20 protein-coding genes and 1 pseudogene are annotated in these 22,971 nt (G+C 53.4%); 13 read left to right on the top strand and 8 right to left on the bottom strand.

Annotated features, from left to right (window positions below):
- Positions 1-381: 381 nt before the first annotated feature.
- The 7 genes from EI982_RS01205 to EI982_RS01180 all read right to left on the bottom strand — a co-directional run bounded on the left by EI982_RS01205 (position 382) and on the right by EI982_RS01180 (position 10,076).
- Positions 382-1,140, bottom strand: coding sequence for a bacteriorhodopsin (locus tag EI982_RS01205; protein WP_157687740.1), 759 nt, complete (start codon positions 1,138-1,140; stop codon positions 382-384).
- A gap of 279 nt (positions 1,141-1,419) precedes the next feature.
- Positions 1,420-1,803, bottom strand: coding sequence for a DUF5658 family protein (locus tag EI982_RS19070; protein ID WP_394352048.1), 384 nt, complete (start codon positions 1,801-1,803; stop codon positions 1,420-1,422).
- A gap of 1 nt (position 1,804) precedes the next feature.
- Positions 1,805-2,398 carry a response regulator gene (locus EI982_RS01200; protein ID WP_157687739.1) on the bottom strand — a complete coding sequence of 198 codons (594 nt, stop codon included), beginning with the start codon at positions 2,396-2,398 and terminating at the stop codon, positions 1,805-1,807.
- A 10-nt stretch (positions 2,399-2,408) separates the two neighbouring features.
- On the bottom strand, positions 2,409-2,732 hold the full coding sequence (locus tag EI982_RS01195; protein WP_157687738.1) for a HalOD1 output domain-containing protein: 324 nt from the start codon (positions 2,730-2,732) through the stop codon (positions 2,409-2,411).
- 158 nt (positions 2,733-2,890) lie between these two features.
- Complete coding sequence (locus EI982_RS01190) at positions 2,891-5,599, bottom strand: response regulator (protein WP_157687737.1); 2,709 nt, start codon at positions 5,597-5,599, stop codon at positions 2,891-2,893.
- A gap of 3 nt (positions 5,600-5,602) precedes the next feature.
- The gene (locus tag EI982_RS01185) at positions 5,603-6,811 is read right to left on the bottom strand and encodes an ATP-binding protein (RefSeq protein WP_157687736.1); all 1,209 of its coding nucleotides are present in this window, start codon (positions 6,809-6,811) and stop codon (positions 5,603-5,605) included.
- Positions 6,756-10,076 (bottom strand): PAS domain S-box protein, encoded by a 3,321-nt coding sequence (locus EI982_RS01180; protein WP_157687735.1) that lies wholly within the window; start codon positions 10,074-10,076, stop codon positions 6,756-6,758. Before EI982_RS01180 ends, EI982_RS01185 begins: the two co-directional genes overlap by 56 nt.
- Positions 10,077-10,506: 430 nt before the next feature.
- Between EI982_RS01180 and EI982_RS01175 the strand changes: the two genes are divergently transcribed.
- Together EI982_RS01175 and EI982_RS01165 are read left to right on the top strand one after the other, a co-directional pair.
- On the top strand, positions 10,507-10,908 hold the full coding sequence (locus EI982_RS01175) for a DUF8048 family protein (protein WP_157687754.1): 402 nt from the start codon (positions 10,507-10,509) through the stop codon (positions 10,906-10,908).
- Positions 10,909-11,378: 470 nt separating this feature from the next.
- Complete coding sequence (locus EI982_RS01165) at positions 11,379-11,774, top strand: hypothetical protein (protein WP_112077771.1); 396 nt, start codon at positions 11,379-11,381, stop codon at positions 11,772-11,774.
- 1,052 nt (positions 11,775-12,826) lie between these two features.
- Here the strand turns inward: EI982_RS01165 and EI982_RS01160 are convergent.
- On the bottom strand, positions 12,827-13,789 hold the full coding sequence (locus EI982_RS01160; RefSeq protein WP_112077770.1) for a transcription initiation factor IIB: 963 nt from the start codon (positions 13,787-13,789) through the stop codon (positions 12,827-12,829).
- Positions 13,790-13,927: 138 nt separating this feature from the next.
- On the opposite strand from EI982_RS01160, the gene sufB reads away from it, so the two are divergent.
- From sufB to EI982_RS01110, 11 genes and pseudogenes are all read left to right on the top strand, one after another.
- Positions 13,928-15,358: a Fe-S cluster assembly protein SufB gene (gene sufB / locus EI982_RS01155; RefSeq protein ID WP_123124636.1), complete on the top strand. Its 1,431-nt coding sequence runs from the start codon at positions 13,928-13,930 to the stop codon at positions 15,356-15,358.
- Between the two features lie 40 nt (positions 15,359-15,398).
- Entirely contained in the window at positions 15,399-15,728 is a 330-nt protein-coding gene (locus EI982_RS01150) for a 4Fe-4S dicluster domain-containing protein (protein ID WP_123124637.1), read from the top strand.
- A 3-nt stretch (positions 15,729-15,731) separates the two neighbouring features.
- Positions 15,732-16,139 carry a hypothetical protein gene (locus EI982_RS01145; protein WP_233255200.1) on the top strand — a complete coding sequence of 136 codons (408 nt, stop codon included), beginning with the start codon at positions 15,732-15,734 and terminating at the stop codon, positions 16,137-16,139.
- Positions 16,140-16,230: 91 nt separating this feature from the next.
- The gene (locus tag EI982_RS01140) at positions 16,231-17,094 is read left to right on the top strand and encodes a 2-oxoacid:ferredoxin oxidoreductase subunit beta (RefSeq protein ID WP_123124638.1); all 864 of its coding nucleotides are present in this window, start codon (positions 16,231-16,233) and stop codon (positions 17,092-17,094) included.
- Positions 17,095-17,099: 5 nt separating this feature from the next.
- Entirely contained in the window at positions 17,100-17,249 is a 150-nt protein-coding gene (locus EI982_RS19205) for a DUF7563 family protein (RefSeq protein ID WP_443984582.1), read from the top strand.
- Between the two features lie 135 nt (positions 17,250-17,384).
- Positions 17,385-18,839 carry a sensor histidine kinase gene (locus EI982_RS01135; protein ID WP_123124639.1) on the top strand — a complete coding sequence of 485 codons (1,455 nt, stop codon included), beginning with the start codon at positions 17,385-17,387 and terminating at the stop codon, positions 18,837-18,839.
- A gap of 602 nt (positions 18,840-19,441) precedes the next feature.
- Positions 19,442-19,663: a hypothetical protein gene (locus tag EI982_RS18610; protein ID WP_233255199.1), complete on the top strand. Its 222-nt coding sequence runs from the start codon at positions 19,442-19,444 to the stop codon at positions 19,661-19,663.
- Positions 19,664-19,740: 77 nt separating this feature from the next.
- The gene (locus EI982_RS01125; protein WP_123124640.1) at positions 19,741-20,823 is read left to right on the top strand and encodes a CNNM domain-containing protein; all 1,083 of its coding nucleotides are present in this window, start codon (positions 19,741-19,743) and stop codon (positions 20,821-20,823) included.
- Between the two features lie 125 nt (positions 20,824-20,948).
- Positions 20,949-21,134: a DUF7333 family protein gene (locus EI982_RS18605; protein WP_123124641.1), complete on the top strand. Its 186-nt coding sequence runs from the start codon at positions 20,949-20,951 to the stop codon at positions 21,132-21,134.
- Positions 21,135-21,369: 235 nt separating this feature from the next.
- Positions 21,370-22,734 carry a restriction endonuclease gene (locus tag EI982_RS01115; RefSeq protein WP_123124642.1) on the top strand — a complete coding sequence of 455 codons (1,365 nt, stop codon included), beginning with the start codon at positions 21,370-21,372 and terminating at the stop codon, positions 22,732-22,734.
- A gap of 76 nt (positions 22,735-22,810) precedes the next feature.
- Positions 22,811-22,966, top strand: a pseudogene (locus EI982_RS01110) (PadR family transcriptional regulator); the annotation flags it as partial.
- Positions 22,967-22,971: the final 5 nt, after the last annotated feature.

Genomic DNA, 22,971 nt, shown 5'->3' with positions numbered 1-22,971 from the left:
TAAAATGGACAGTCTCCAGTGTCGGTTAAATGAATCTACTTTGCCACATCCAATATGTGAATTTTGAGCTAATAGCATATATTTGTCAGAGTCTGAGCCCGCCTGTCATTACAGCTTGGCCTACATTTCGCCTAAAGGGGGGTGGGGGGTGAATGTCTCCCTGACGCTTCGCCGGATACCATTTGATAGGTATCCAGGTCAGAAATGAATGACGTAGGGTAAATTTCTGACCCCAATACATATACCTAGTTGAGATTATCAACACCTAACTATTGGTTTCACTGTCCGATGAGTGATGGCCCGAATGACCGAGATGCGGAGGTGTCGAAATCAGCAACTACTGTCCAGTCGTGGGACAAGTCACCAGACTCACTTGCGCAATTAGTCTGTGGGGTCTGCGTCTCCTAGCGCCGCACCAGTAGTATCGCCGGCTGCGTCGAGAACATCGCGGCTCGATAGCAAGATGATGCCGAAGCCCACCTTCGCGACGAGGTCTAGCACCATGAATCCGGCCGTTTCGCTATAGAGGCTGATCACTCCGAGCCCCTCCGTGCCGAGGATCCACCATACTGGGTAGACCAGCCAAACGACTACGATGAGGTTCCGAAGAGTGCTAAACGTTGATCGCGCGGCTCCGGATAATTGGCTTGCTTCTTTGGTTAGGGTGCCGAAGAGGAAGTATAGCAACACCAATAAGAAGCCCGTCGAGACTCCCCACCAAATAATGCGATCCCCGACAGGGCTGAGCAGCACACCGGCTGTCGATAGCGTTGCCACGGCACCGGTGCCGATCATCAGCACGTCAAGGCCAACGAGTGTAGACAGTTGGTTTCGGTTTGCCCCGGCAAGCAGTCCAAGATCGATGAGTAAGAGTGGCGTTGTGAACAGCCAATCGGTATACCGTGCCCAATAAATCGGTAGCTCCTCACCGCCGATCTCGATTGTCGTCAAGCCGAATCCAAGTGCCATGCTCAGGTAGTTTACGAATGCGATAGCAGTGATGAATATCGTGACAATATAGAACTCTTGACGGCGTCTATTCTTTTCACCCCATCCGCGAGCGATGAAGTACAGCATACCAATGAGCATTCCCGCTGTCCCTAGCCACAGCCATAATGATTCGCTGCCTGGTTGGGTCATAGTCCATCAGAATAATTATTCATATACAGTATGTGTTTTATACCTCTATTTATACCGTAACTCGTAGAGAACCTTTGATAATAGGTGCCAATACGCTACCTATCCAGTTTTGATCTGGGAATTGCCACAGGACCCAGCCTCTGGCATCCTCCTATATCATTTATAAAAACAGGGGTTCGGACCTTCATTGCAGAAATTAAAGCAGAGAAAGCAGCATAGCAAATGATATAATTAACACAATTGAAACATATAATAATAAACCGACAAACTCGATCAATCTCATATCCAAATGAGTACCATATTATGAAGCGACACAGCTCTCCATACGATCAAAACTGAAAGGTATGCTACATTGCTCCACAGATCGATATTATGTCTCGATTGTGCGACCCAGGGAAGCAGGTATTCACCAAGAAAGAATAATAACACTAGTGACACCGACGAGAGAAAGAATAGGCCGGGGATGATTCCGAGAGTCTCAACAATAAGTACGACAATCGGATTGGCTTCTCGCAGTCCGATGCTTAGCCCATAGTACGTGAGACTCGCATCTATAGCTCGTACGAAGACCAATCCGATGAGCAGCGGATATTTACTTTCTGCGAGTACTTCGATACTGCTGCTGGCAGCACAATTAGTGGATGCCACGGCTCCTCGAACCATATCAGAACTGCTCTACAGGTTGGGATCCGATACGCTGGTCTCTGACCAGCATATCGATCTGATAATCTGTCTCGAGACGCTGGAGTGTCGTATCAGCTTCTTCCTCCAACTCTCGTATTCTCTGGAGGAGATCGCCGTATCGGTCGTCCTTTTCTAGCTCTGTTTTGTCGAGGTTCGCTTCTAACGTGGCTTTCCTCGCGGTGAGTGAGAGAAGCTCTGTGAGTGAATCTTCGTATGTTAGAACCAGCTCCGCAGCTTCCACAGCTCGAAGAAGCTTCGTCCGGTCGATTGGTTTGAGAAGATAGTCATCCACATCGATGGACGCTAGATCTTCCGTTGGCTGAACAGCTGTTACCATAATCACCTGCTGGGCATCACCGTTTTCACGAATTGATTGTAGCACCTCCGTGCCAGAGAGGCCCGGCATTCGACGATCTAAAAGGACAATATCAATCGATTCCTCAGCGAAGATTTCCAGTGCATCTTCCCCAGCATAGGCCACATGAACCTCGAACTGCTCCTGTAGCCAAATACCGAACAAGTCAGCGAGATTCTCTTCGTCTTCGACGATCAGAACGGTACTGGAATGGGTCATCTGTTCTCACTCACGCATCTCGTTCGACGATGACACGCACCGTTGATGCGTACATGACCGTCACAAGTGCGTCCTGAAAAAGAAACTCCACAGAGGGCATATGACTGGTCTCCTCGACTGTACGAGTTTTGAACAAGCCATCTAATTTGTCTGCATCAACGAATTCGAACACCGGAGGTGATCTACTGAGTTCCGGCCAGTCTTCGACTGCTTTCATAAGTGTCTCAATGACCGCATCCGAAACACGGACAGGTCTGTCAAATTCACGCACTATTTGGGAATCTGTACTCCATCCCGTAGGTTCAGACTCTCGGTGCGGAGTGCTTTCGGCCATACAGATTACATCCATTCTACAATCAAACGTCTTCTACCCTGTAATATCGGGCTACCAAATTTAATGCCTATATGGAACGGATCGCTATTTGCAGCCAGTTCTCCGACTGGCGACAGGCAGGACAGCCCGAGTACTGCAGAACGTGATACTGAGGCAGGTTACAGTTCGGTTGAATCCTGATAGAGAGTCGTCAGCAGATTAGACTCAGCAGCTCGAAGATGCTGGTTGAATGTTGACTGTGCGATATCGAGAGTCTTGGCAATCGACGTCGAATCTGCATCCCGCGGCCAGTTAAAATACCCTGCGTAGAGCGCCGTCTGCAAGACTTCTTCTTGCCGGGCGGTAAGAGCTCCATCAAGACGTGCTGAAAGAGAGGTATTGGTTTCTCCCCGCTCACTATCCAGTTTGGATAACAGGGTGAGATCGCTGTAGTCTTCCCGGAGTGAACTCAGATATTCTCCGACGTCGACTGTGAATGGCACGGTTACTGAAACCACGATCTCGTTGGACTCGGAAGCGTTTGTGATTTGATTTATTGCAACTCCTTGGTCGGTCAGTTTCTCGCAGAAGCTGCTGTTCCGCACCGGGACTTTACAGTAGATACCATTTCGAGAGTCGCTCAAAATGACCGTCTCTGGATCGAAACCAGCAGCTTCGAACGCCTCGGGGGTCACGTTTTCTCCGGTCAATCGCGCGAACAGGAGGTGATCTGGACTCTCAGTCACTACATTCAACACTTCGAGATCCGTCTCCATATCCGAAACAAGAGTTGCAAGGCCAGTATCGTCCTCGAACTGGATCTCAAGGATTGTGCCCCCACCGGATAGAAGCGCCGCTTTTTGCCGGAGTGCTGATATCCCGTGACCTATTATCTGACCGAGCTCTGTGAGGGCTGTCACCTCTTCTTCAGCGAAGGCGTTTGGCAGTTTGGAGTGAACTTCTAATACGCCAAGGATCGAAGCCTCGCTCTGTAGTGGTACAGCCACAATCGAGTTAGTGCCATTCTTCAGTGCGTCTTGTTCCCACTCCGTTTCGGAGCGAGCGGTCATTAAGTCGCTCTCCACGACCGAATCTGCAATCCTGTATGCCCGTTCAGCGGGTGGCAATGTAGAGTTACTCCGTTGCGTATTGTCATCTGCTGGAGTGTCGTTCGCCCCCACTTTTTGATATTGGAGCGAATCCGTTTTGGCTCTGACCTCGATCGTATTCGTATTAATATCTTTTTTACCGATCCACGCCCCGCTAATCAGATCCAGATGAGCTAAAGCATTACAGACCTCTTGCTCCAGTTCTTTTCGTGTATTTGCACTGATAACCGTGGCACTTATCGACCGTATCAGTGTGTTGATGCGATCCAGTCGTGTCAGCCGTTCGTTTTGCTCGTTTAGTCGCTGGTCACGTTCCCGAAGGGCCGCCTCTTGGGCTGTTCGTTCGAATGCGCTTGCTGCGTTCGCTGCTAACGTCTTTGCCAATTTGTTCTTTCTCGAGGGAATCTCTGGCGACGTGGTCATACCCACCAACAGAACCCCCTCTGCTTCTAGTGAGTAGAGTCGCCACGACGAGAACTCCTCTGCCAACCACTGGCTCGACCGAGTATCTACTACGTCTTCGTCGTCAGGAGCCAACTGTTCCGTTCGAGTCACATAGGTCGTCCAGACTGGTGTGTCTCCTTCAGAGATAGTGGGAAGGTCAATTTCAGTAACATCTTCCGTGGATGCGTGTGCTAGTGGGACCAAGCGTCCCGTGTTCTCTTCTCGTGTATATATCGCGGCAAACTCGAATCCGAGTTCCCCGACTGCGGCAGTTGTCACGGTCTCGCCGATGCTACGTTCCGAGTCCGCTGTCATTAGATCGCGGGAAACCGCATGCAGATCCTCAAGCTGTTGTTCATACGCGTACCTCTCTGTAATATTGTGGTAGTGTTCAATCCGCCCGCCTGCATAAAGACCAGTTTGAATCGGTCCGCTCCAGTACTCCAACCACTGCTGCTCTTTCGAAGCCGTCTCAGGGATACGGACGATGGCTTCGACTTCGGAATTCATGTTCTCTAGAGAATGAGTTACGAGGTCAGACAGTGTTTGCTCACCTGAGGGATATTCCTGGTACGATTCAGAAGCAATTCGACTGTAGTCAGACCCTTGGATATCGTCTCTATCAACTCCAAGTAATTCTTCGGTAGTTTCGTTTGCCCACACCACTTGTCCATCACGGTCAATTACAATGACCCCTTCCTGTGATGTGTCTAATACGTCTTCAGTGAGGGACTGGTACTGCTGTTGTTCCCTGCGCTCTGCTGCTGTTCGTTGCAGGCGCTCGATAGCCACTCGAAAATCCCTATCTGGCAGGTTCTGGAGGTACCGTTCGACTTTATCCTCGAGTTCTGTGATTTGGTCTGTGAGTGCCTGGTATTTTGGGCTCGTTTCGAGGGTATCTGCCTCCATGACGGCTTCCAAGGTCGATTGGCGTTCTATCAGCGAGAACAGCTCTTGCAGATCCTCGTTGTACTCGGCACGAGTGAGCATCTGGGAGATAACGTCTTCGAGGTCGTCAGCTTCAACGGGCTTTTCGAGATACGCATCGAATCCCATTTTGACGATATCGAAGTCCGGTGTCACCGCAGAGACGATAACCACCTGGCAGTTCGACTCATATTGTCTGAGTCGCGTGAGAACCTCTCCGCCGGATAACCCGGGCATCATCCGATCCAGAAGAACGATATCGACAGTCGCATCGAACGCTTCCAAGGCTTCTTCGCCAGAGTACGCGGTTTCGACAACATAGCGGTCTGCGAGCCACTCTGCATACAGCTCAGCCAAACTCTGGTCATCCTCGACGACCAGGATTTTTGTATTTCCGTCTTGGGTCATAGTTTACGACACGATGCCCGGTTTTTCTGAGTCCTCTCGAGCCGGTTGGGTGGGGACTTCCAGTCTGATCTCACTCCCATCGCCCGAGGTTTCAACTGAAATCGATCCCCCGGCACGAGTCACCAGTGATCGCACCATCCACAATCCGAGTCCCTGCCCGTGACTCAGCGGCGTTTCTTCGCCAGTTTCGAGGAGATTTTTCTCCATTTCCGGGAGTCCAGGCCCAGTATCGGACACACAAACCTCTACCCACCGTTCATCGGATTGCGAGACACTGATCTGTACGGATGGATGCTCAGTATCGTTCGCTGTGATGGCGTTCTCAACGAGCTCAGAAATCGCCTTGTCAAGTTCACTCGGTATTTGTGATTCTAGATCGTGGTCGGCTGTGATAGTGATATTCGCATTAGCATATTCGTCTTCTTTTTTGGCTTGAATATCCTGAGCTATTTGCTGAGCACTCTGGTAGGAAGCGAGAGCGCTCTCGCTCGTGAGTATATTCTGGAGCTCTTGGGTCTTGTTTGCCATTCCTTCCCACTTGTCGAGAATGTCTCGGATCGTCGCAGCGCGCTGTTCACGAGTGTCTGTCTCTGTGTCCGACGCAAGCAGATCGACATACCCTCTCAGTTTCGTCAGATCATTTCGGATATTGTGCCGCATAATCCGGTGTAAGACCTGGACGTGTTGCTGACGCTGTTCCTGAGCTGTAATATCTCGTGCCTCAAATACTAGGAAGCTAAGCTCCCCGTGCTGGCTTGAGATCGGCTTGATCGAGAAGTCGAAGCTGGCGAGTCCATCAACGCCTTCTGCTTCCACGTCGAACCGAACGAATGAACCCGAAGATGCTTGAGTAACTGCCTGTCTAATTTGAGTTTGCACTTCAGACGAATGCGCGAACAGAGGGCATTCCCAGAGCGGTGTGCCTCTGCTCTCCTCCACACGTATGCCGCCGAACTCCATGAAGGGGTCGTTTAGCTCAAGGATTTCACCACTCTGGGTCATCAGACCCGTCAATTGGAACGTTTGATTGAATACGGATTCGAATTTTTTCGTTTGTTCTCTTATATTACTGATGTCACGTATATATAACAGAAACCCACCAATTGCTTCATCGTCAAAGAGATTCCGTCCACGTGCCTCTACGGTAATCCACTCGTCATCCGCATCCATTGCTTGGAACTCTAGCTGAACGCTTGAATCGGAATCCTCCACGGCGGCGAAAAAACGCTTCCATTACACGTTCCCGATCCTCTGGATGGATATAATCAAAGACACTCTCTTGATTTAGCTGAGTTGGATCATATCCAAGAACCCGTTCAGCAGAGCCACTAAGATAGGTGAAACACCCGTCGCGATCTAAGATAGACACGACGTCGACTGATTCCTCAACGAACCGCTCTGTTCTACGCCGCTGTTGACGCTGGTTAGTAAGATCTCTGATGACCATCCCGTATCCCAGGAACACTCCATCTTCAGTTTGAAGGGGAACGTATGAGACTTCTGCAGGGAACGACGATCCATCCTGACGGACTCGCTGTCCTTCGTGAGTACTTTCTCCTGCGAGTGATGCCTGTTTTAATAACCGATCAGCAATCCCACGTTTTTGATCCTGTTCAGGGTGTAACTCTGCTGCTGGCATACCAATTGCAGTTTCTTCGTCATATCCAAAGATGTCGGCTGCTCCATCGTTCCAGCTGTCGATCTGTCCATCGTCATCGAGAAGTACAAAGGCGTATTCTTCGAGACTTTCCGAGAGGATCTCGAATCGCTTCCGCTCCTGTTGAATCTGCCGAATCCGTCGTTTTTGATCCGTTATGTCCGTGGCAATCGCGACAAGTCTCTCTCCAGTTTCGTCATCGGGTATCAGAACAGCATCTGTGTGTATCCATCGCGTTTGTTCGTTGGCATCAATAACTCTGAAATCCGCAGACAAGTCGTTGATATCGCCGACTCGTTCTAGTGAATCACGAACACGGTCCCGATCTTCCGGCGCGACGATCTGTACGAACTCTTCATAGTTGTCCGGATCATGGCCAAGTAAATCGACAAGCGTGTCGTCGAATGATATCTGATCCGTCTCAAGACTCCACTCTGCAATACCAGTGTCCGTTCCAGAAAGAACCAATTCGAGTTTCCGGTTTTGTTCTGCCAGGCTCCGAGTCCGTTGCCTCCGACCTGTTACGTCCTGCTGTATGCCAATAAACTTCGAAAGCGTCCCATCTGCATCAGTGACTGGCGTGACAGACAATCGATTCCAGTATTCACTCCCGTCTTTTCGGTAGTTTTTCAATTCTACCGTTACCGGTTCACCGGCCGCAATCGCCTCTCGAAGCTTCGATATTTCGTCTGGGTCTGTCTCGGGTCCCTGGAGGAAACGTGGATTACGACCTAAGGCGTCGTCCTCCTGGTAGCCAGTAATGTCGGTGAATCCTTTATTTACGTACTCGATCGGGTTGTCTTCTCGCTGTGGGTCGGTGATCATGACCCCAACATTCGAGGAGTCAATCGCTTGCTCCTTGAGTTCGAGTTCGCGCTTCCGTTCTCGTTGTGCAGTCTGATCGCGCACAGTACAAACGAGGGGGCCCTCATCGATGATGGTCAGAGAGAGATCAGCCGGGAATGTGGTCCCGTCCGGTCGGGATCCGGTTACCTTACCCCGCCAGTGGCCCTCCGACTCAAGAACAGGGAAGGCTTCCGACTCAAGACGCTCTACCTCATCTTCGTCATAGAGCATCCGCCAAGAGTCCCCGAGGAGTTGGTCAGTACCATCGAATCCATACATATCCACGTGTGTGTCGTCGATGTAGGTGTATTCTCCATCCTCAAGAATAGCGAAGCCGTCTTTCGCATCCTCGACAGCCTGCTGGAACGTCTCTAACTCGCGACGTCGTCGCTCACGGGGAGTAATATCACGGCTAGAAATGACGAGCGATTCGACTCCAGATTCCCCTGTAACCGGACGGATTGTGCCCGTCATGAACCGACTGTCACCGTCCTGATCCGGATGTTCAGCCTGGAAACTAACATACTCGCCAGCAGCCGCTCGTTCGATCCAGTTTTTTAGATCTTCTTGTAGGTCCGAGGAATGCGACCACCAGTCTCCTTCCCAGAACGGTTCCCCCAAGATATCGGATTTGTCGTTCGAAACGTAGTTTAGCGCTGTTTCATTGACCTCAATCGTCTCACCATCAGTTTCTAATAACGCCACCAGCATTTCGGGGTCTTCGAACACCGACTCGAAACGCCGCTCATTCTCCCGAAGTTCCGCTTGACGCCGATATTTTTCAGACACGTCACGGACAACACAGACGATTCGATCGTCTTCCAAGCGTGTCAGCGATAGTTCGGTCGGGAATTCTCTCTTGCCTTCTGGAGATGCAGTTACAGTGCCTCTCCACTCTCCATCAGATCGGAGCGCTGAAAGCGCCTCATCCTCTATGCGCTCGATTTCAACGGCATCAGTATACAAATCACGCCAAGTCTGCCCCAGTAACTCATCTTGGTCCTCGAACCCGTACATTTCGGCATGCGTTTGATCAACGTACGTGTACTCCTCGTTCTCCAAAATAGCAATCCCATCACTCGCGTTTTCGATAGCTGATTGAAATGACTCCAGACGACGTCGGCGTTCCCGCTGTTCCGTCACATCTCTCGCAACGGTATGCATATAGGCCGTCCCATCGCGCTCGATCCGACGGTTCGAGAACTCCACATCAATTTTACTGTCGTCGCTCCGAAGCAATTTTGCGTCAGTGGTTGCTGGTTCGCCAGCTAAAATTTGGGCGTGGTAGTCCCGATAGGCATGTAAGTCGACCTCTTCGTGAAGATCGGGAATACGCATCGAGAGGAGTTCCTCTCGCTCATAGCCAGTTAACTCGCAAGCAGCCTGATTTACTTGGACGAAATTCGCATCTGAATCACTAATGAAAATGGCATCGTTGGAGCCTTCAAACAACGTGTGTGTCCAATCACGTTCAGCCTGTAGCTCCTCGTGTCGTCGGATTCGTGAGATTGCAGCTTCAAGATTCGAAGCAACGAGTTTTGCCAGTTCTGAGTCTTTCTCGGTAAACGCATCCACTTCAGTGGCTCCGACACTCAAGACGCCGAAACCTGAAATTGGCACAAGAATTTCGCTCCGAATCGGGGTGTCTGAATTATACGTGCCGTCGGCCTCGTGGACATCGTCGAACGCTTCCGGACGATTCTGTCTGTACACACGCCCGGCGAGAGAATCAAGTGGAAGGATAGGTGCATCGCCGATCACCGCTTGTGCCTCAGTTGATTCGGCGATTGGGCGGAGTTCGTTTCCCTCCTCATCGTATTCCCAGATCGCCGAAAGAGGCGCATCAAAATTGAGATCCAACATTCGGACAGCAACGACAGAGACGTCCTCGATAGAACCAGCTTGGTTCAGTTCCGAAGACAATTCGAGAAGTCCCGCGGGGGTATGTTCCGTGTACGTGTCTCCATCGCTCATACATCCGATGTTGTTGTTCCGCTCTATTATGTTTTCGCTTAGAGAACCATTTCATATCGGCCCTAATAGAATTAGATCGATAAATATAGGGTACAGCTATTCACCCTTGAGAATCAATCGTGGTAACAAGATGTCGACGGAAGCAGTTGAGGTACTCGGGCGGAAATACAGCGTAGATATACTGCGGGCGGCGAAGGAACCGCGATCAGTTAGCTGGCTGAGTCAAGAGCTAGATATCCCGATTGCCACCTGTTATAGACGTGTGAAGGAACTTTCTGAGAATATGTATTTAGAAGAGGTCACTGCGGACGAGAGCAGGGATAGAACACAGTACTGTCGAACGGCGGATAGTATTGAACTCAACCTTGCATCTGACGTATTACTTAGCGGCTCTCGATCTTGGGAAACTCGAGAAGTACCAAGGGATACAATACCGTTAGATTCCGTTACGCTTGATGAGTTCTCCCAAACGATTGATACTGTCGAAGACTACTTCGGGAGTTTGATCGACGATGTTGCTGTTCATGCATCCATTTCACGCCGGCAACTTGTGGCGGTGCTGGCACGCGCCCAGCTCTCGGGTCGCCAACTCGACACCGCGGGACTGACCGATAACGGCGACATCGTCCACCAGTCGAACGATGAGACACTCTTTTGGCTTGACGGTGGTTTCTGGACGGAGCTGGGCGGGCTCCACTACTTGAGCCCAGACGAGGGACGAGCAGCCAGAGAAGTTCATCGCCGACTCATCGAGGCGGTCGCCGGAGACGTCGCCGACTACAATCGCGAGCGCGATCCGTTTATTCTCATTAACGAACCTTCTGGGCGCTAATATCGTTTCTGCCTGGTCACAAACCTCGAAGTCACTCGTAACTTCGCTCAGCCGCTGGCAGAAGCCTACCGGCGTCGGTGGGGAATAGAAACGTCCTACCGAAAAGTAACCGAGTTTCTCCCGAAAACGTCGTCACCGACGTTCTCTGTTCGATTGTTCTACTTCCTGCTTGCCGTAGCACTCTACAATCTGTGGATGTTGACGAACCTGCTACTTGCATCGGGTCGGGTGGTCGGGAGCACTGCTGTCCTCCCGCCCGCCCTGTTCCGGTAATTTCTCGATCTAATATAGTCACGGATGTCCGGTCCCACAGGTGATCGAAACGCATAATTCCGAAGCAAAGAGATTGAGAGCTGTCCGACTACACGAGAAACGCCAGTTCCATCTACAAGGATACGAGAAACGTACCTCGCAAGAAATCACAGGCTAACCAACCGAGACAAGCACCACCCATGACGGCTCTTCCAACGATGACCATCGAGCACGACGGTGAAGAGTTCTCAATCAGTTACGAACCATGGTTCACGTGCGGCGACTGCAACGAAAGCTGGGAAACACGCCACAGTGGTGACTCCGACCAGTTCACCCAGCAGGATCGTACCTGCCCACACTGCGGAACAACAAGCGGGCACACCTACACCAAGCGCATCCACTACTACACCAAATACGACACCATCCCGTTGAACGACCCGCCACTCGACATTCAGACCCACGCAGATGCCGTCCGTCACTTTGCAGACAAACTTGACGCGCTTGAAGCAAACGGCTGGGAACTGACACAATCGGATGGCGTGCACATCTACATCGAGAAGACCATCACCGAATCCACCGACTCTCCGCACAAAGTAGACCACGAACTCCAGTGACTCGTCGTGCAGCCGGAGTCTTTTCCGGTCGCACCACGGCTACGTGCCAAGCATCGGGCCCAGGGAGTGTACAAACTTGTGGAAGCCTCCACACGGGTCGGCGAATTGGTCGCTCCTTATGCGAGCTATAGCAAACCGAAATAGAGATAATTAACTACGCTCAAACAGACTGCTCACAGCCAAGAAGACAGAATAAGGAGGGCTGTCTTCAGGATGACGGAATACGGTAACTCGGAGCAAGAACGCCAGCAACGGGATTTCGAGACTGTTGTGGAAGCCGTGCTCAGAGATGCGGTCGAACTGTTCGAGAGCCAGAAGCACACCAATTTAACAACACTTCATAGAGCTAAGGACAAGTTTGTCACATATGCGATTGATATGTATGCGGTGCAGTCAGTAAGTTGTGAAATTGTAGACAAACCGGCGAATCCACGACTAATCATCGAAAAGAGGGCTGTCAACATGTTCAAACAGCGGTATAACAATCACAATAATAACGGGACTGATATTCCCCTCTCCTAAACTTCCGAAGCGACGGGAGTTGGCACACCGTCAGTCGCGCCTTCTCGTATTCAACGTCAATTCGTCTCAGAAAAAGTCGGAGTTTCGGCCTATATGTGGCGACTTGGTGTCCGCGAGCTGTGATTTGAAAAGTAAAATTGAATAGAATCAGTCCCGTTAATCGCAGGGTGCCCACCGATGGGGTGTTTGAGCTTCCGCCCTGTTGGTGGGTGGTTAACCGAGGAAGTGTCCTCGCTCCAAATGGTGATGAAACGCTCCTGCCCGAACCCCACAAATTCGGACCATCGCGCTCAACAACTGGTGTTGGAAGGGGCGGGGACAGCCTTCCTCTTCGGGCAGCATATTTCGACAATCGAAGTGTGAAAACCCGTGGTGTGCTACCCTTGTCTCATACGTATTGGTAGTGGGTATTTCCACAGGGTAGCCACTACTTCGTGGTAGCAACTTAGTGGTGAACCGCCTCGGGGTCAAGCTCCGAGGCACTCGGCCTGCTCCGCCTGTAGACATAGCACTGGACATCTCCAGAACTTTCAACCATTTTGACGCTCTTCGTAGGCGTTGAGAACCTCACGATACCGGTTTCGAATAGTGACGTTACTGACGTCAGCAACCTCGGACACGTCGTCTTGAGTGATATTTTCACCACAGAGCTTCCCCGCCGCATAGACGGCACTCGCAGCAATACCAACCGGGTGTTTCCCGCTGTGGACGCCGTTAGCTGTGGCCGCTTCGACCAGTTGGCGGGCTTGTCGCGTCGTGTCATCGCTACAGTCCAGTTCGGAGACGATACGCCCGACGTATTCTATTGGATCCGTCGGCGGAATCTGCACGTCGAGTTCCCGAACGACGTATCTGTAGGTGCGTTTGATCTCCAGCGAGTCGACACGGCTGACGACAGCGATTTCGTCGACCGTCCGCGCAACGCCATCGAGCCGTGTCGCGGCATACAGAGCCGCGGTTGCAACCCCCTCGATCGAGCGCCCTGGCAAGAGACCTTCCTCTAACGCGCGCCGATACATCACGCTTGCAGTCTCGCGTGTCGGCTTGTGTACCCCCAACGCAGAGGCCATCCGCTCGATCTCGCCGAGTGCCTGCTTGAGGTTGCGCTCTTTCGAATCCCGTGTACGGAAGCGTTCGTTCCACGTCCGTAGTCGCTGGAGTCGCTGGCGCTTTCGTGGCGACACTGGATTTCCGTATGTGTCTTTGTTCTGCCAGCCAATATTGGTCGAAAGCCCTTTGTCGTGCATCAATTGTGTCGTCGGCGCACCAACGCGTGATTTCGCTGCCTTTTCAGCCGAATCGAAGGCTCGCCACTCCGGACCGCGGTCGATACGTTGCTCATCAAGGACCAATCCGCAGGCAGTACACACCTTCTCCGACGTATCACTCTCTGCGAGTACGTCCTCGCCACACTCGGGACATCGCTGCTCCTGTGCTTGCTCTGTTTTTGACTCTGCGGGTGGGGCAGTCGTCTCGCGAGTCTGGTTGGTCATATCTCCCCTTTCATCTCATCAACAGTAAACTTTTGTGACCACCAATAGTTCCTATAAACTGTGAAAGAAACCTATTATAGTTACAAATTGTAGTTTGAGTACCCTAGCTTTATTCTCTCATACTACAAACCTCGATTGATGAGTTCCGATCAAGAGCACCTCCGCGAGACCGACACTGAAGACCGATTCGATTTCAAAAAAGAGGAAGCAGCTGCGTTCAAGGCTGACCAAGGGCTGACAGAGGAGACGATACGGCTCATTTCTGAGGATAAAGACGAGCCTGAGTGGATGTTGAAGCGACGACTACGTGCGTTGAACCTCTGGCAAGAGATGCCGATGCCGACTGATTGGCCGGGACAGCCGGACCTCTCGGAGGTCGACGTCAACGAGATCGTGCCGTACATCCGCCCCGACGTCGACGTCCGCGCCGGCGTCGACGACTGGGAAGAGTTGCCCGAGGACATCAAGGATACATTCGACAAGCTCGGTATCCCGGAAGCCGAAAAGAATGCGCTCTCCGGCGTGGGTGCCCAGTACGAGTCCGAGGTCGTCTATCAGAATATGCAGGAGCGCTGGGAAGAGAAAGGCGTCATCTTCTGTAATATGGATGAGGCTGTTCAGGAACACGAAGACCTCGTCCGCGAATACTTTATGACGAAGTGCGTGCCGCCGAGCGACAACAAGTTCGCGGCGCTGCACGGCGCCATCTGGTCCGGCGGCTCGTTCGTCTACGTTCCCGAAGACGTCACCGTCGAGATGCCCGTCCAGGCGTATTTCAGGATGAACTCCGAGGGGATGGGGCAGTTCGAACACACGCTCATCATTGCGGAGCCAAACTCTGAGGTTCACTATATCGAGGGTTGCTCGGCCCCGAAGTACTCGGCGTTCAACCTGCACTCGGGTGGCGTTGAGGTGATCGTGAAGGAGAATGCCCACGTCCAGTACTCGACGGTGCAAAACTGGTCGAAGAACACCTACAACCTCAACACAAAGCGTGCGATCGCCGAGAAAGATGCGACTATGGAGTGGATTTCGGGGTCGATGGGCTCGAAGGCGACGATGCTGTATCCATCGACGATCCTGAAGGGGCCGGGCGCGACTGACAACCACATCACCATCGCGTTCGCCGGTGAGGGCCAGAACATCGACACCGGCGCGAAGGTGTACCACAACGCGCCGGACACGAAATCGACGATCGAGTCGAAGTCCATCTCGAAGGACGGCGGCCGTACGAACTACCGCGGGCTGGTCCACATCGCCGACGGCGCGGAGAACTCCTCGACATCGGTCGAGTGTGACGCGCTGATGTTCGACAACGAGTCCACTTCCGATACGATGCCGTATATGGAGATCAACGAGTCGACGGTCGACGTCGCTCACGAGGCGACTGTCGGGAAAATCGGCGACGAGGACGTCTTCTACCTCCAGTCGCGCGGTCTGGACGACGACGACGCAAAGCAGATGATCGTCTCGGGCTTCATCGAGCCGATCACCGAAGAATTGCCCATCGAGTACGCGGTTGAACTCAACCGACTCGTCGAACTCGAGATGGAGGGCTCGCTCGGATAGTAGTTCATCTGGACTACGCCACTCTTATCGAGGATATCTCATGGCTATCGATCCACACTTCGAAGAGAACCGCGATGTCGCCGAGCACCACGAGGGGCACCGAGTCTGGGGGCCGGTCGACGAACCGGAGAAACTCGGAATCCACGGCACACACGTGGCTGTCGACTTCGACATCTGCATCGCCGACGGTGCTTGCCTCGAGGACTGTCCCGTCGACGTGTTCGAATGGACGGATACACCGGGCCATCCCGAGAGCGACATCAAAGCTGATCCGATCAACGAGACACAGTGTATCGACTGCATGCTTTGTGTCGACGTGTGTCCCGTCGACGCCATCGACGTTGATCCCGGGAGAGCGGGGCGCCTGTGAGGGGTGATTGAGGACTCGCTTATGACCCTACCACTCCAGTGCTACCGGTGCGGGACAGAGTATACCTATCTCGGTGAGAGTCCACATCCCGCTCAGTGCCCGGCGTGTGGATCGTCGTGCGTCCCGCCGGCTGGCTGTCTCACCGTCGTCAACAGCGTTCACTGGGAGAGTGCAAACGGGCTCGCGAAAGTCTGGGTCCACAGCGTCGATGAACGTGACCGACCGTTCGAATTCGAAGTCGCTGCACACGGTCGCCGTGGCAAATTAGTTGCGATCAAAGTTGACGGCGTGTCGATTAACCCACAGATTGACAAGACACTGGAAACGCTCCCACCGGCAGTGAGGGCCAAAATCGAAGCACAGGGAATAACAGACATCGAGATTGCGACAATCACGAACTCGAAAGCATGATACCAAGCCAGATTACGCAACGACCGACATCAGCGAGCATCGGCTCGAAGGATGAACTCTGGCGTACGGTCGGAAGGGGGCCAGTAAAAAGATGAGCACCGACATCAGATTCACCGACTTCAAATCCGACAAGCAACCCACATGGTGTCCCGGCTGCGGTGATTTCGGGACAATGAACGGGATGATGAAAGCGCTGGCGAACACCGGGAACGATCCGGACAACACGTTCGTTGTCGCCGGTATCGGCTGTTCCGGGAAGATCGGGACCTACATGCACAGCTACGCGCTCCACGGTGTTCACGGCCGCGCACTCCCAGTGGGTATCGGGGCGAAGCTGGCGAATCCGAACCTCGAAGTGATGGTCGCCGGCGGCGACGGAGATGGCTACTCGATCGGTGCGGGCCACTTCGTCCACGCCGTCCGCCGCAACGTCGACATAACATATATCGTGATGGACAACCGCATCTACGGCCTCACGAAGGGACAAGCCTCGCCAACCTCGCGTGATGACTTCGAAACCTCGACGACGCCCAAGGGGCCGAAACAGCCGCCGGTCAACCCACTCGCGCTCGCGCTAGCTGCCGGCGGGACGTTCATTGCGCAGTCGTTCAGTTCAGATAGCCAGCGGCACACCGAGATCGTTCAGAAAGCCGTCGAACACGACGGGTTCGGCTTCGTCAACGTCTACAGCCCCTGTGTGACGTTCAACGACGTCGATACCTACGACTACTTCCGAGACACGATTGTCGATCTCGCCGAGACTGACCACGATCCGACGGATTACGACGACGCTACGGACGCGATTATGGACGGCGATAAAGAGTACCAGGGTGTACTCTATCGGGACGAGCACTCGGTTGCCTACGAAGAGCGTGAAGGGCTCTCAGAGAATATGGCGGTCATACCTGACGGAGCGCCGGACAATGCAACGGATCTCGTTCGGGAGTTCTACTGATCCCTATGCCTGAATGCGCTACCTGTGGCGGACATATTTCGGCTCAGTTCGCACGAGTGTTCGGCGACAAGGACGGCGTCGTTCTCGCGTGCCCGTCCTGCTCGCCCAATGCTGGTATTGGAAAAGAAATACGACAGCGAACGGATCATATATAGGGCTTCTCTCTCCCAGGCCCTAACCCAATTGTATTGATGTCCGTGGACGGGCCGAGTCGTACAAATTATTAGAATGTACCTTCGTTTATTGATTGAGTATACCACGACTACGATTACCACTCATCAAGATCGTATATGAGCAGTAATGACAAACCCAATCAATCGAGGTATCGTGCTCTGTTTGAGAACAGTCGTGATGCGCTGTTGTTGTTCGACCGTGACGGGTATTTTGACTGCAATACACGCGCAGTCGAACTCTTCGGCCTCAATGCAAGGGAAGAGGCGCTCACGTATACACCGTGGGATCTTGCACCGCCAACCCAACCTGATGGCGCCAACTCGAAAGAGGTCGCACAGGCACACATCGAGACGGCATTTCAGCAGGGCGGCGCGTTCTTCGAATACACCCATCAGACCGTAGGCGGGACAACATTTCCAGCGGAGGTGAAGTTGACCCGGTTTGAAGACGACGGCCGGCCAGTCCTGCACTCCCTAGTCAGAGACATCACCGAGCGGAAAGAACGAGAACGCGAACTCACAGAAAGCGAGGCCAAATACCGGAACCTCTTCGAGAGCACCCAGGACGCTCTTATGTTACTGGACAGGCAGGGATTTTTTGATTGCAACGAACACACCTTGGACCTATTCCGCATTGAGTCCATAGATACGTTTGCTGAATGTACCCCGTGGGACCTAGCACCGCCAACGCAACCGGACGGGAGAGACTCGGAGGAAGCAGCCCAAGAGCACATCGAGACCGCTTTCGAGACAGGAACCGCCTTGTTCGAGTGGGTACATCGTCGCCCCGACGGGACTGAGTTCCCCGCGGAGGTCAAGCTTAGCCGATTCGATCATCGTGGAGAACCACGTTTGCACGCATTAGTCCGGAACATCTCTGACCGGAAAGCGTACGAACGACAGATACGGGAACAACGCGATAATCTCGAAATCCTGAATCAGGTACTTCGCCACGACATCCGTAACGACATCCAATTGATAATGGCATATGCAGAGTTGGCTGCCGACCAATCGGGGTCTGACTCTATTCGAGAACACCTAGATATTGTTTTAGAAAACGCAGAACACGCTGTCGAGATTACGACGACTGCTCGACAAATGGCAAAAGTGATGCTCTCAGATACTGAGAATGTCGCTCCAACTCCTCTTGGCCCTTCGCTTTCCAGCGCAATTGAAGAAGTACAGAACACCTACCCGGACGCCCTGGTCACGCCTACTGCTGCCGCGCCGGAGACACCGGTTCAGGCAAATGATATGCTCGAGGCGGTCTTCCGCAATCTTCTGAAGAACGCGATCCAGCACAACGACAAGGAAGTCCCGGAAGTGGATATCTCGGCACGTGAACGGACAGACTCTGTCCTGGTTCAGATTGCGGATAACGGACCGGGAATCCCGGATTCAGAGAAGGAGACCATCTTTGGGAAGGGGGAAACGGGCCTCGACAGCTCCGGCACCGGGCTCGGCTTGTATCTGGTCAAGACGCTCGTAGAATCTTACGGCGGGGTAATCGAGATAGATGACAACGAACCCGCTGGGGCGGTTTTCAGCGTCACAGTTCCGAAAGCGGGCTAACCGCTATAGACGTATTGTATGTGGCTTCAGTCATAGACGCTCTTCATTATGATTTACTCGGATCCGTCAATATCCCACCTCTCGTATTCCGTAAAAAATTCACGACCCGTACAATCCCCTTTATCCAATCCGAACAGGCGGAACTCCACGTTTTCAAATGGGATTCCCCATACCCCAAGGTCAGGAGGGAACTCTGCATTCGACGCGATACTTGCGTATGCTTGCTGTTCCTCCTTTTCTGGAATCTCGTATAACTCTCCTGTGATGATAATGCCGTCTGGTAGCCACGCTTTAGACACTCGAAGTGCTTGCGGTGGCTATCACCATCGTGAGTGAACCGCCTCGAAAACCGGGGAACACTACAGCACCCCATTTCCGTGGCAAACGTGTATCGTTTCTAGTTCCGTAACCCTATACAAAATGAGCTACGATACGGAACACGTGGGAAACGCGGGTGACACTCCGAAGATGATCATCGGATCCCCACGTTCGCAGAATTACTCGAGAACCCGTCCCTCGCTAGTCTCTATACATCGATTCGGCGCTCAGCGACTGCCACGGCCCCCGAACTTGTTGAGTCAACGACTGACTCGAAGAAGACGGTGTTCGACTATCTCGATAAACTGGAGCAGGCAGGCCTGATCAGCAAGGTTGACGAAGATGGCGGAACCGCCGTATACACCGCTGAAACTGCGTATGATCTCGTCGAAGCGCTCTATTCGATTTTCGATCTTGGTGACGATGAGCCGGGCCCGACGACGTACACACCGGATGATTTCGACGAGGACGAAGGCGATCTCCTTGGGGAATTTGCCGACAAGTAGACCGAATGACGAGGCTCAGCTCGTACCGGTGAGCGAGATGACGGAATTCTTGATACCACGGGGAATAGCCCTACGAAATGAATGGTCTCGAACTAACGCTCCGCCTACTGAGCGGTGTTTTGCTTATCCTCGCAAACGGATTCTTCGTCGCGATCGAGTTCGCACTCACTCGCGTGCGACAGTACCCTAAGTCCGAGTTCGACGTCCCGGGACTCGAGCGAGCCTGGGAGATGACACAGGATCTCGAAATCTATCTCACGAGTTGTCAGGTCGGCATCTCTGCGACGAGTATCGCCGTCGGCATCGTCGCGGAACCGGCCCTGGCTTCGTTGATCGATCCAGTGTTCGAGAACACGCTGCTCACGTCGATTGGGGCGGGTGGCATCCTTGCGTTCGTCATCATCAATCTGCTCCACCTGACCCACGGCGAACAGACACCCACGTATCTCGGGGTTGAGCGGACGAAGTTCGTCGCTCGGTACGGCGCGACACCGCTGTACTGGTTTGCCAAGCTGCTCTATCCGGTCATCGTGCTCGGAGACAGCGTCGCCAAATGGACGCTCGGGCTGTTCGGTGTCGAGATGACCGGTGCCTGGCTGGAAACCGAAACCGACCGGGTCGAATCCCGGGCGGACCTCCGCCATCGGCTCGGGACTTTGCTTGACCAAGGGAATCTTTCTGAGGAACGGCAAGAAGAGATCCTGAACGCCTTCACTGTCGGCGAACAGCCCGTCAGCGATATTATGACCGATCGTGAGGACATTATTTTTCTCTCGACAGCCGTCTCTGCGCAGGAAAATTTCGATCGAATCGGAACAAGCCCGCACACGCGATTTCCCTTGATTGGTGACGATCCAGCCGACTATCGAGGGGTTGTCTACGTCCCTGCAGTTGTTGATCAGATCGACGAGCTCCGGCATGGCGAGGTGACGTTCGAGGATGTCGCTGCTCCACCGATGACGCTCCGAGCAGACACGCTCATCAGCGATGCCGTCGATCAGTTTCAGGACGAACATCAAGAACTCGCGCTTGTGTATGATGAGGACGAGGAGAACGTCGTGGGACTGATCACTGCGACAGACGCCCTCGAAGCAGTGATGGGTGAAATCGAAGACCCCCTCGACATCAAACTCAAGGAACAGAAAAGCGCCCCCCAGTGAACTGGCTGTACGAGTCCAAAGCCGACAAAATCTCCACGCGCTCCTATTCAGAGCAATACTTTTCAACTTACTGATTAATAACGTACATTCTCAAACGCTTTATTCGTCCGGCTACAATCACGGATATGAAATTTGATTTCACGCGCTCAGTGGTTCCGCTCGCCGCAATCGTCGCCGTCGCAACAGTCGCGCTCACGTCCGTAATGGCTCCCTCAACGGTCTTCATGATGGTTCTGCCCTCAATGATCGTCTTCTCGGTCGTCGCGTTCTTCTTCGGACTGAAACACGGCGAGTTCCGTGCCAGTCCGTAGCGGTCCGGTTCACTTCGGGATGTCCGCGAGGAAGCTCCACTCCCGCTCTGAGTTACGCTGATTCTGGGCAACTTACTGACCTTCAGAAGTGATATCCAACGCTCCTTCTTCTGCCAGACGGCGTCGGGAACTTTGTGAGGAGAGTAAACAATACCCGTGGTCACGGCGCCGTGTTTTCACCGTCTGCCTCGACAATGTATATAATAGTAGCAACGTATACTCCACTTGGAACGGAATGGCTGTACTGGACGACCTCTCCGGATTCGAGTTTGAGGACGTGGTGGAAGACGTCTTTCGAAACCTCGGCTACGAGAATGTCCGGCAGGCCGAGCGGACGGCCGACGAGGGGCGTGACGTCATCATGGAAGAGGTCGTCGACGGCACCCGTCGTGCAATCATCGTTGAGTGTAAGCACACGGATACAGTCGGACGGCCGGTCGTACAGAAATTACATTCGGCCATCGCGACGTTCGACTTCGAGGGGCCAAAACACGGGATGGTCGTCACAACCGGGCGGTTCACGAACCCCGCTCAGGAGTACGCTACCCGGCTTCAGCAGAACGACGACCCGCATCCCATCGAGTTGCTAGACGGCGAGGACCTCCGTGAGATCGCCGACGAGATCGGCCTCGACCTCTACAACGGTCGAATCGAAATCCTCTGTGACGAGACGCTCCGCCCGTACGACCCGGCAGCCGATGTGGAGGCGGCCGTCGCGGAGGCGTTCCGCGACATCGAGAACATCGAGGCCGCCGACCTGCCAGCGCCATACTCGGAGGCGACGTTTCGGCCAGTCGTGGCAGTCACCGCTGACACTAACGCGGTCTTCGAGACATCGGTCGGCGTCATCCACCGAATCAACGCACGGACGCGGTTCGTCGTTCACGCTGACCGCGGACATCCACAGGTAGCTGACGACGACGTCGCGACGCTGGTCACCGAAAACCTGCACGCGACGGTCGACCTAGACACCGACCGATTCGGCAATGTATTCGACGACGTTGAGGAGCGCCGGTTCGGACAGACGCAGACCGCGTACAAGGAGTGGGCCGTCGACCGCCTCCAGGACTTCCACACGACGACGGTGACCTACACCGGCGACAACAACGTCACGTACAACAAGACCTGCGAGCCGAACCGCTCGGACATCTCTGTCCAGTCGATCGAGCCAGTCTACCTGCCTGAGGTGCGGCATACGACCGATCTCAAAGAGTACACCTATCCCTACGATTACTACGCGGCGGGCCCCTCTCGGGTCACCGCGGAGGACGGGATCCATCGCTGCGTCCACTGTGACACGAGCGGTGTCGACAAGACGTACACCTACTGTCCCAACTGTGGAGCGATCGCCTGCGACAGCCACATCAAGACCGAACGGGTGAAGCAGGAACCGGTCTGTACGGGCTGTGCGGTAACTGAGCGGTTCGCGTTGAAGACGAAGTACTTCTACGACGATGGCAATCTCGAGGCCTTCCGTGAGGAGTACACCGAGATGCCGATCCACGAGAAAGCGATGGAGAACAAACTCTTGGCTGGGGCGAGCGTGGTTGCGGCGCTGCTAGTTGTTATCGGGCTACTCGTCATCGGCGGTGTTATCTAGATCACGGGAATCTCCAGATTGAGGAGCCCAAATCAGTCGGCGCGTGGGTGTCCTCAACACAGGCACGAAGTTTCTCGGACATCTCTACCCCAACCTCGATACGCTGGTTCAAAAGGAGCTGGTCAAGAAAGGAGACAAAGACTGCCGGGCAAACGTCAATACAGTTACCAAACGCGGACAGCGAGTACTCGAAGCCCGGCATGACTGGGAACGCCAGTACGTCGAGTTATAATTCGT

The sequence above is a fragment of the Haloplanus salinarum genome, from assembly GCF_009762275.1.
GTDB lineage: Archaea > Halobacteriota > Halobacteria > Halobacteriales > Haloferacaceae > Haloplanus > Haloplanus salinarum.
This window is presented reverse-complemented; position numbering and strand designations above follow the sequence as displayed.

What these genes read in the sequence shown, in the direction of transcription:
- EI982_RS01205 (WP_157687740.1), bottom strand. Translation starts at nt 1,140, where the DNA reads ATGACCCAACCAGGCAGCGAATCATTATGGCTGTGGCTAGGGACAGCG.
- EI982_RS19070 (WP_394352048.1), bottom strand. Translation starts at nt 1,803, where the DNA reads ATGGTTCGAGGAGCCGTGGCATCCACTAATTGTGCTGCCAGCAGCAGT.
- EI982_RS01200 (WP_157687739.1), bottom strand. Translation starts at nt 2,398, where the DNA reads ATGACCCATTCCAGTACCGTTCTGATCGTCGAAGACGAAGAGAATCTC.
- EI982_RS01195 (WP_157687738.1), bottom strand. Translation starts at nt 2,732, where the DNA reads ATGGCCGAAAGCACTCCGCACCGAGAGTCTGAACCTACGGGATGGAGT.
- EI982_RS01190 (WP_157687737.1), bottom strand. Translation starts at nt 5,599, where the DNA reads ATGACCCAAGACGGAAATACAAAAATCCTGGTCGTCGAGGATGACCAG.
- EI982_RS01180 (WP_157687735.1), bottom strand. Translation starts at nt 10,076, where the DNA reads ATGAGCGATGGAGACACGTACACGGAACATACCCCCGCGGGACTTCTC.
- EI982_RS01165 (WP_112077771.1), top strand. Translation starts at nt 11,379, where the DNA reads ATGACCATCGAGCACGACGGTGAAGAGTTCTCAATCAGTTACGAACCA.
- EI982_RS01160 (WP_112077770.1), bottom strand. Translation starts at nt 13,789, where the DNA reads ATGACCAACCAGACTCGCGAGACGACTGCCCCACCCGCAGAGTCAAAA.
- sufB (WP_123124636.1), top strand. Translation starts at nt 13,928, where the DNA reads ATGAGTTCCGATCAAGAGCACCTCCGCGAGACCGACACTGAAGACCGA.
- EI982_RS01150 (WP_123124637.1), top strand. Translation starts at nt 15,399, where the DNA reads ATGGCTATCGATCCACACTTCGAAGAGAACCGCGATGTCGCCGAGCAC.
- EI982_RS01140 (WP_123124638.1), top strand. Translation starts at nt 16,231, where the DNA reads ATGAGCACCGACATCAGATTCACCGACTTCAAATCCGACAAGCAACCC.
- EI982_RS19205 (WP_443984582.1), top strand. Translation starts at nt 17,100, where the DNA reads ATGCCTGAATGCGCTACCTGTGGCGGACATATTTCGGCTCAGTTCGCA.
- EI982_RS01135 (WP_123124639.1), top strand. Translation starts at nt 17,385, where the DNA reads ATGAGCAGTAATGACAAACCCAATCAATCGAGGTATCGTGCTCTGTTT.
- EI982_RS01125 (WP_123124640.1), top strand. Translation starts at nt 19,741, where the DNA reads ATGAATGGTCTCGAACTAACGCTCCGCCTACTGAGCGGTGTTTTGCTT.
- EI982_RS18605 (WP_123124641.1), top strand. Translation starts at nt 20,949, where the DNA reads ATGAAATTTGATTTCACGCGCTCAGTGGTTCCGCTCGCCGCAATCGTC.
- EI982_RS01115 (WP_123124642.1), top strand. Translation starts at nt 21,370, where the DNA reads ATGGCTGTACTGGACGACCTCTCCGGATTCGAGTTTGAGGACGTGGTG.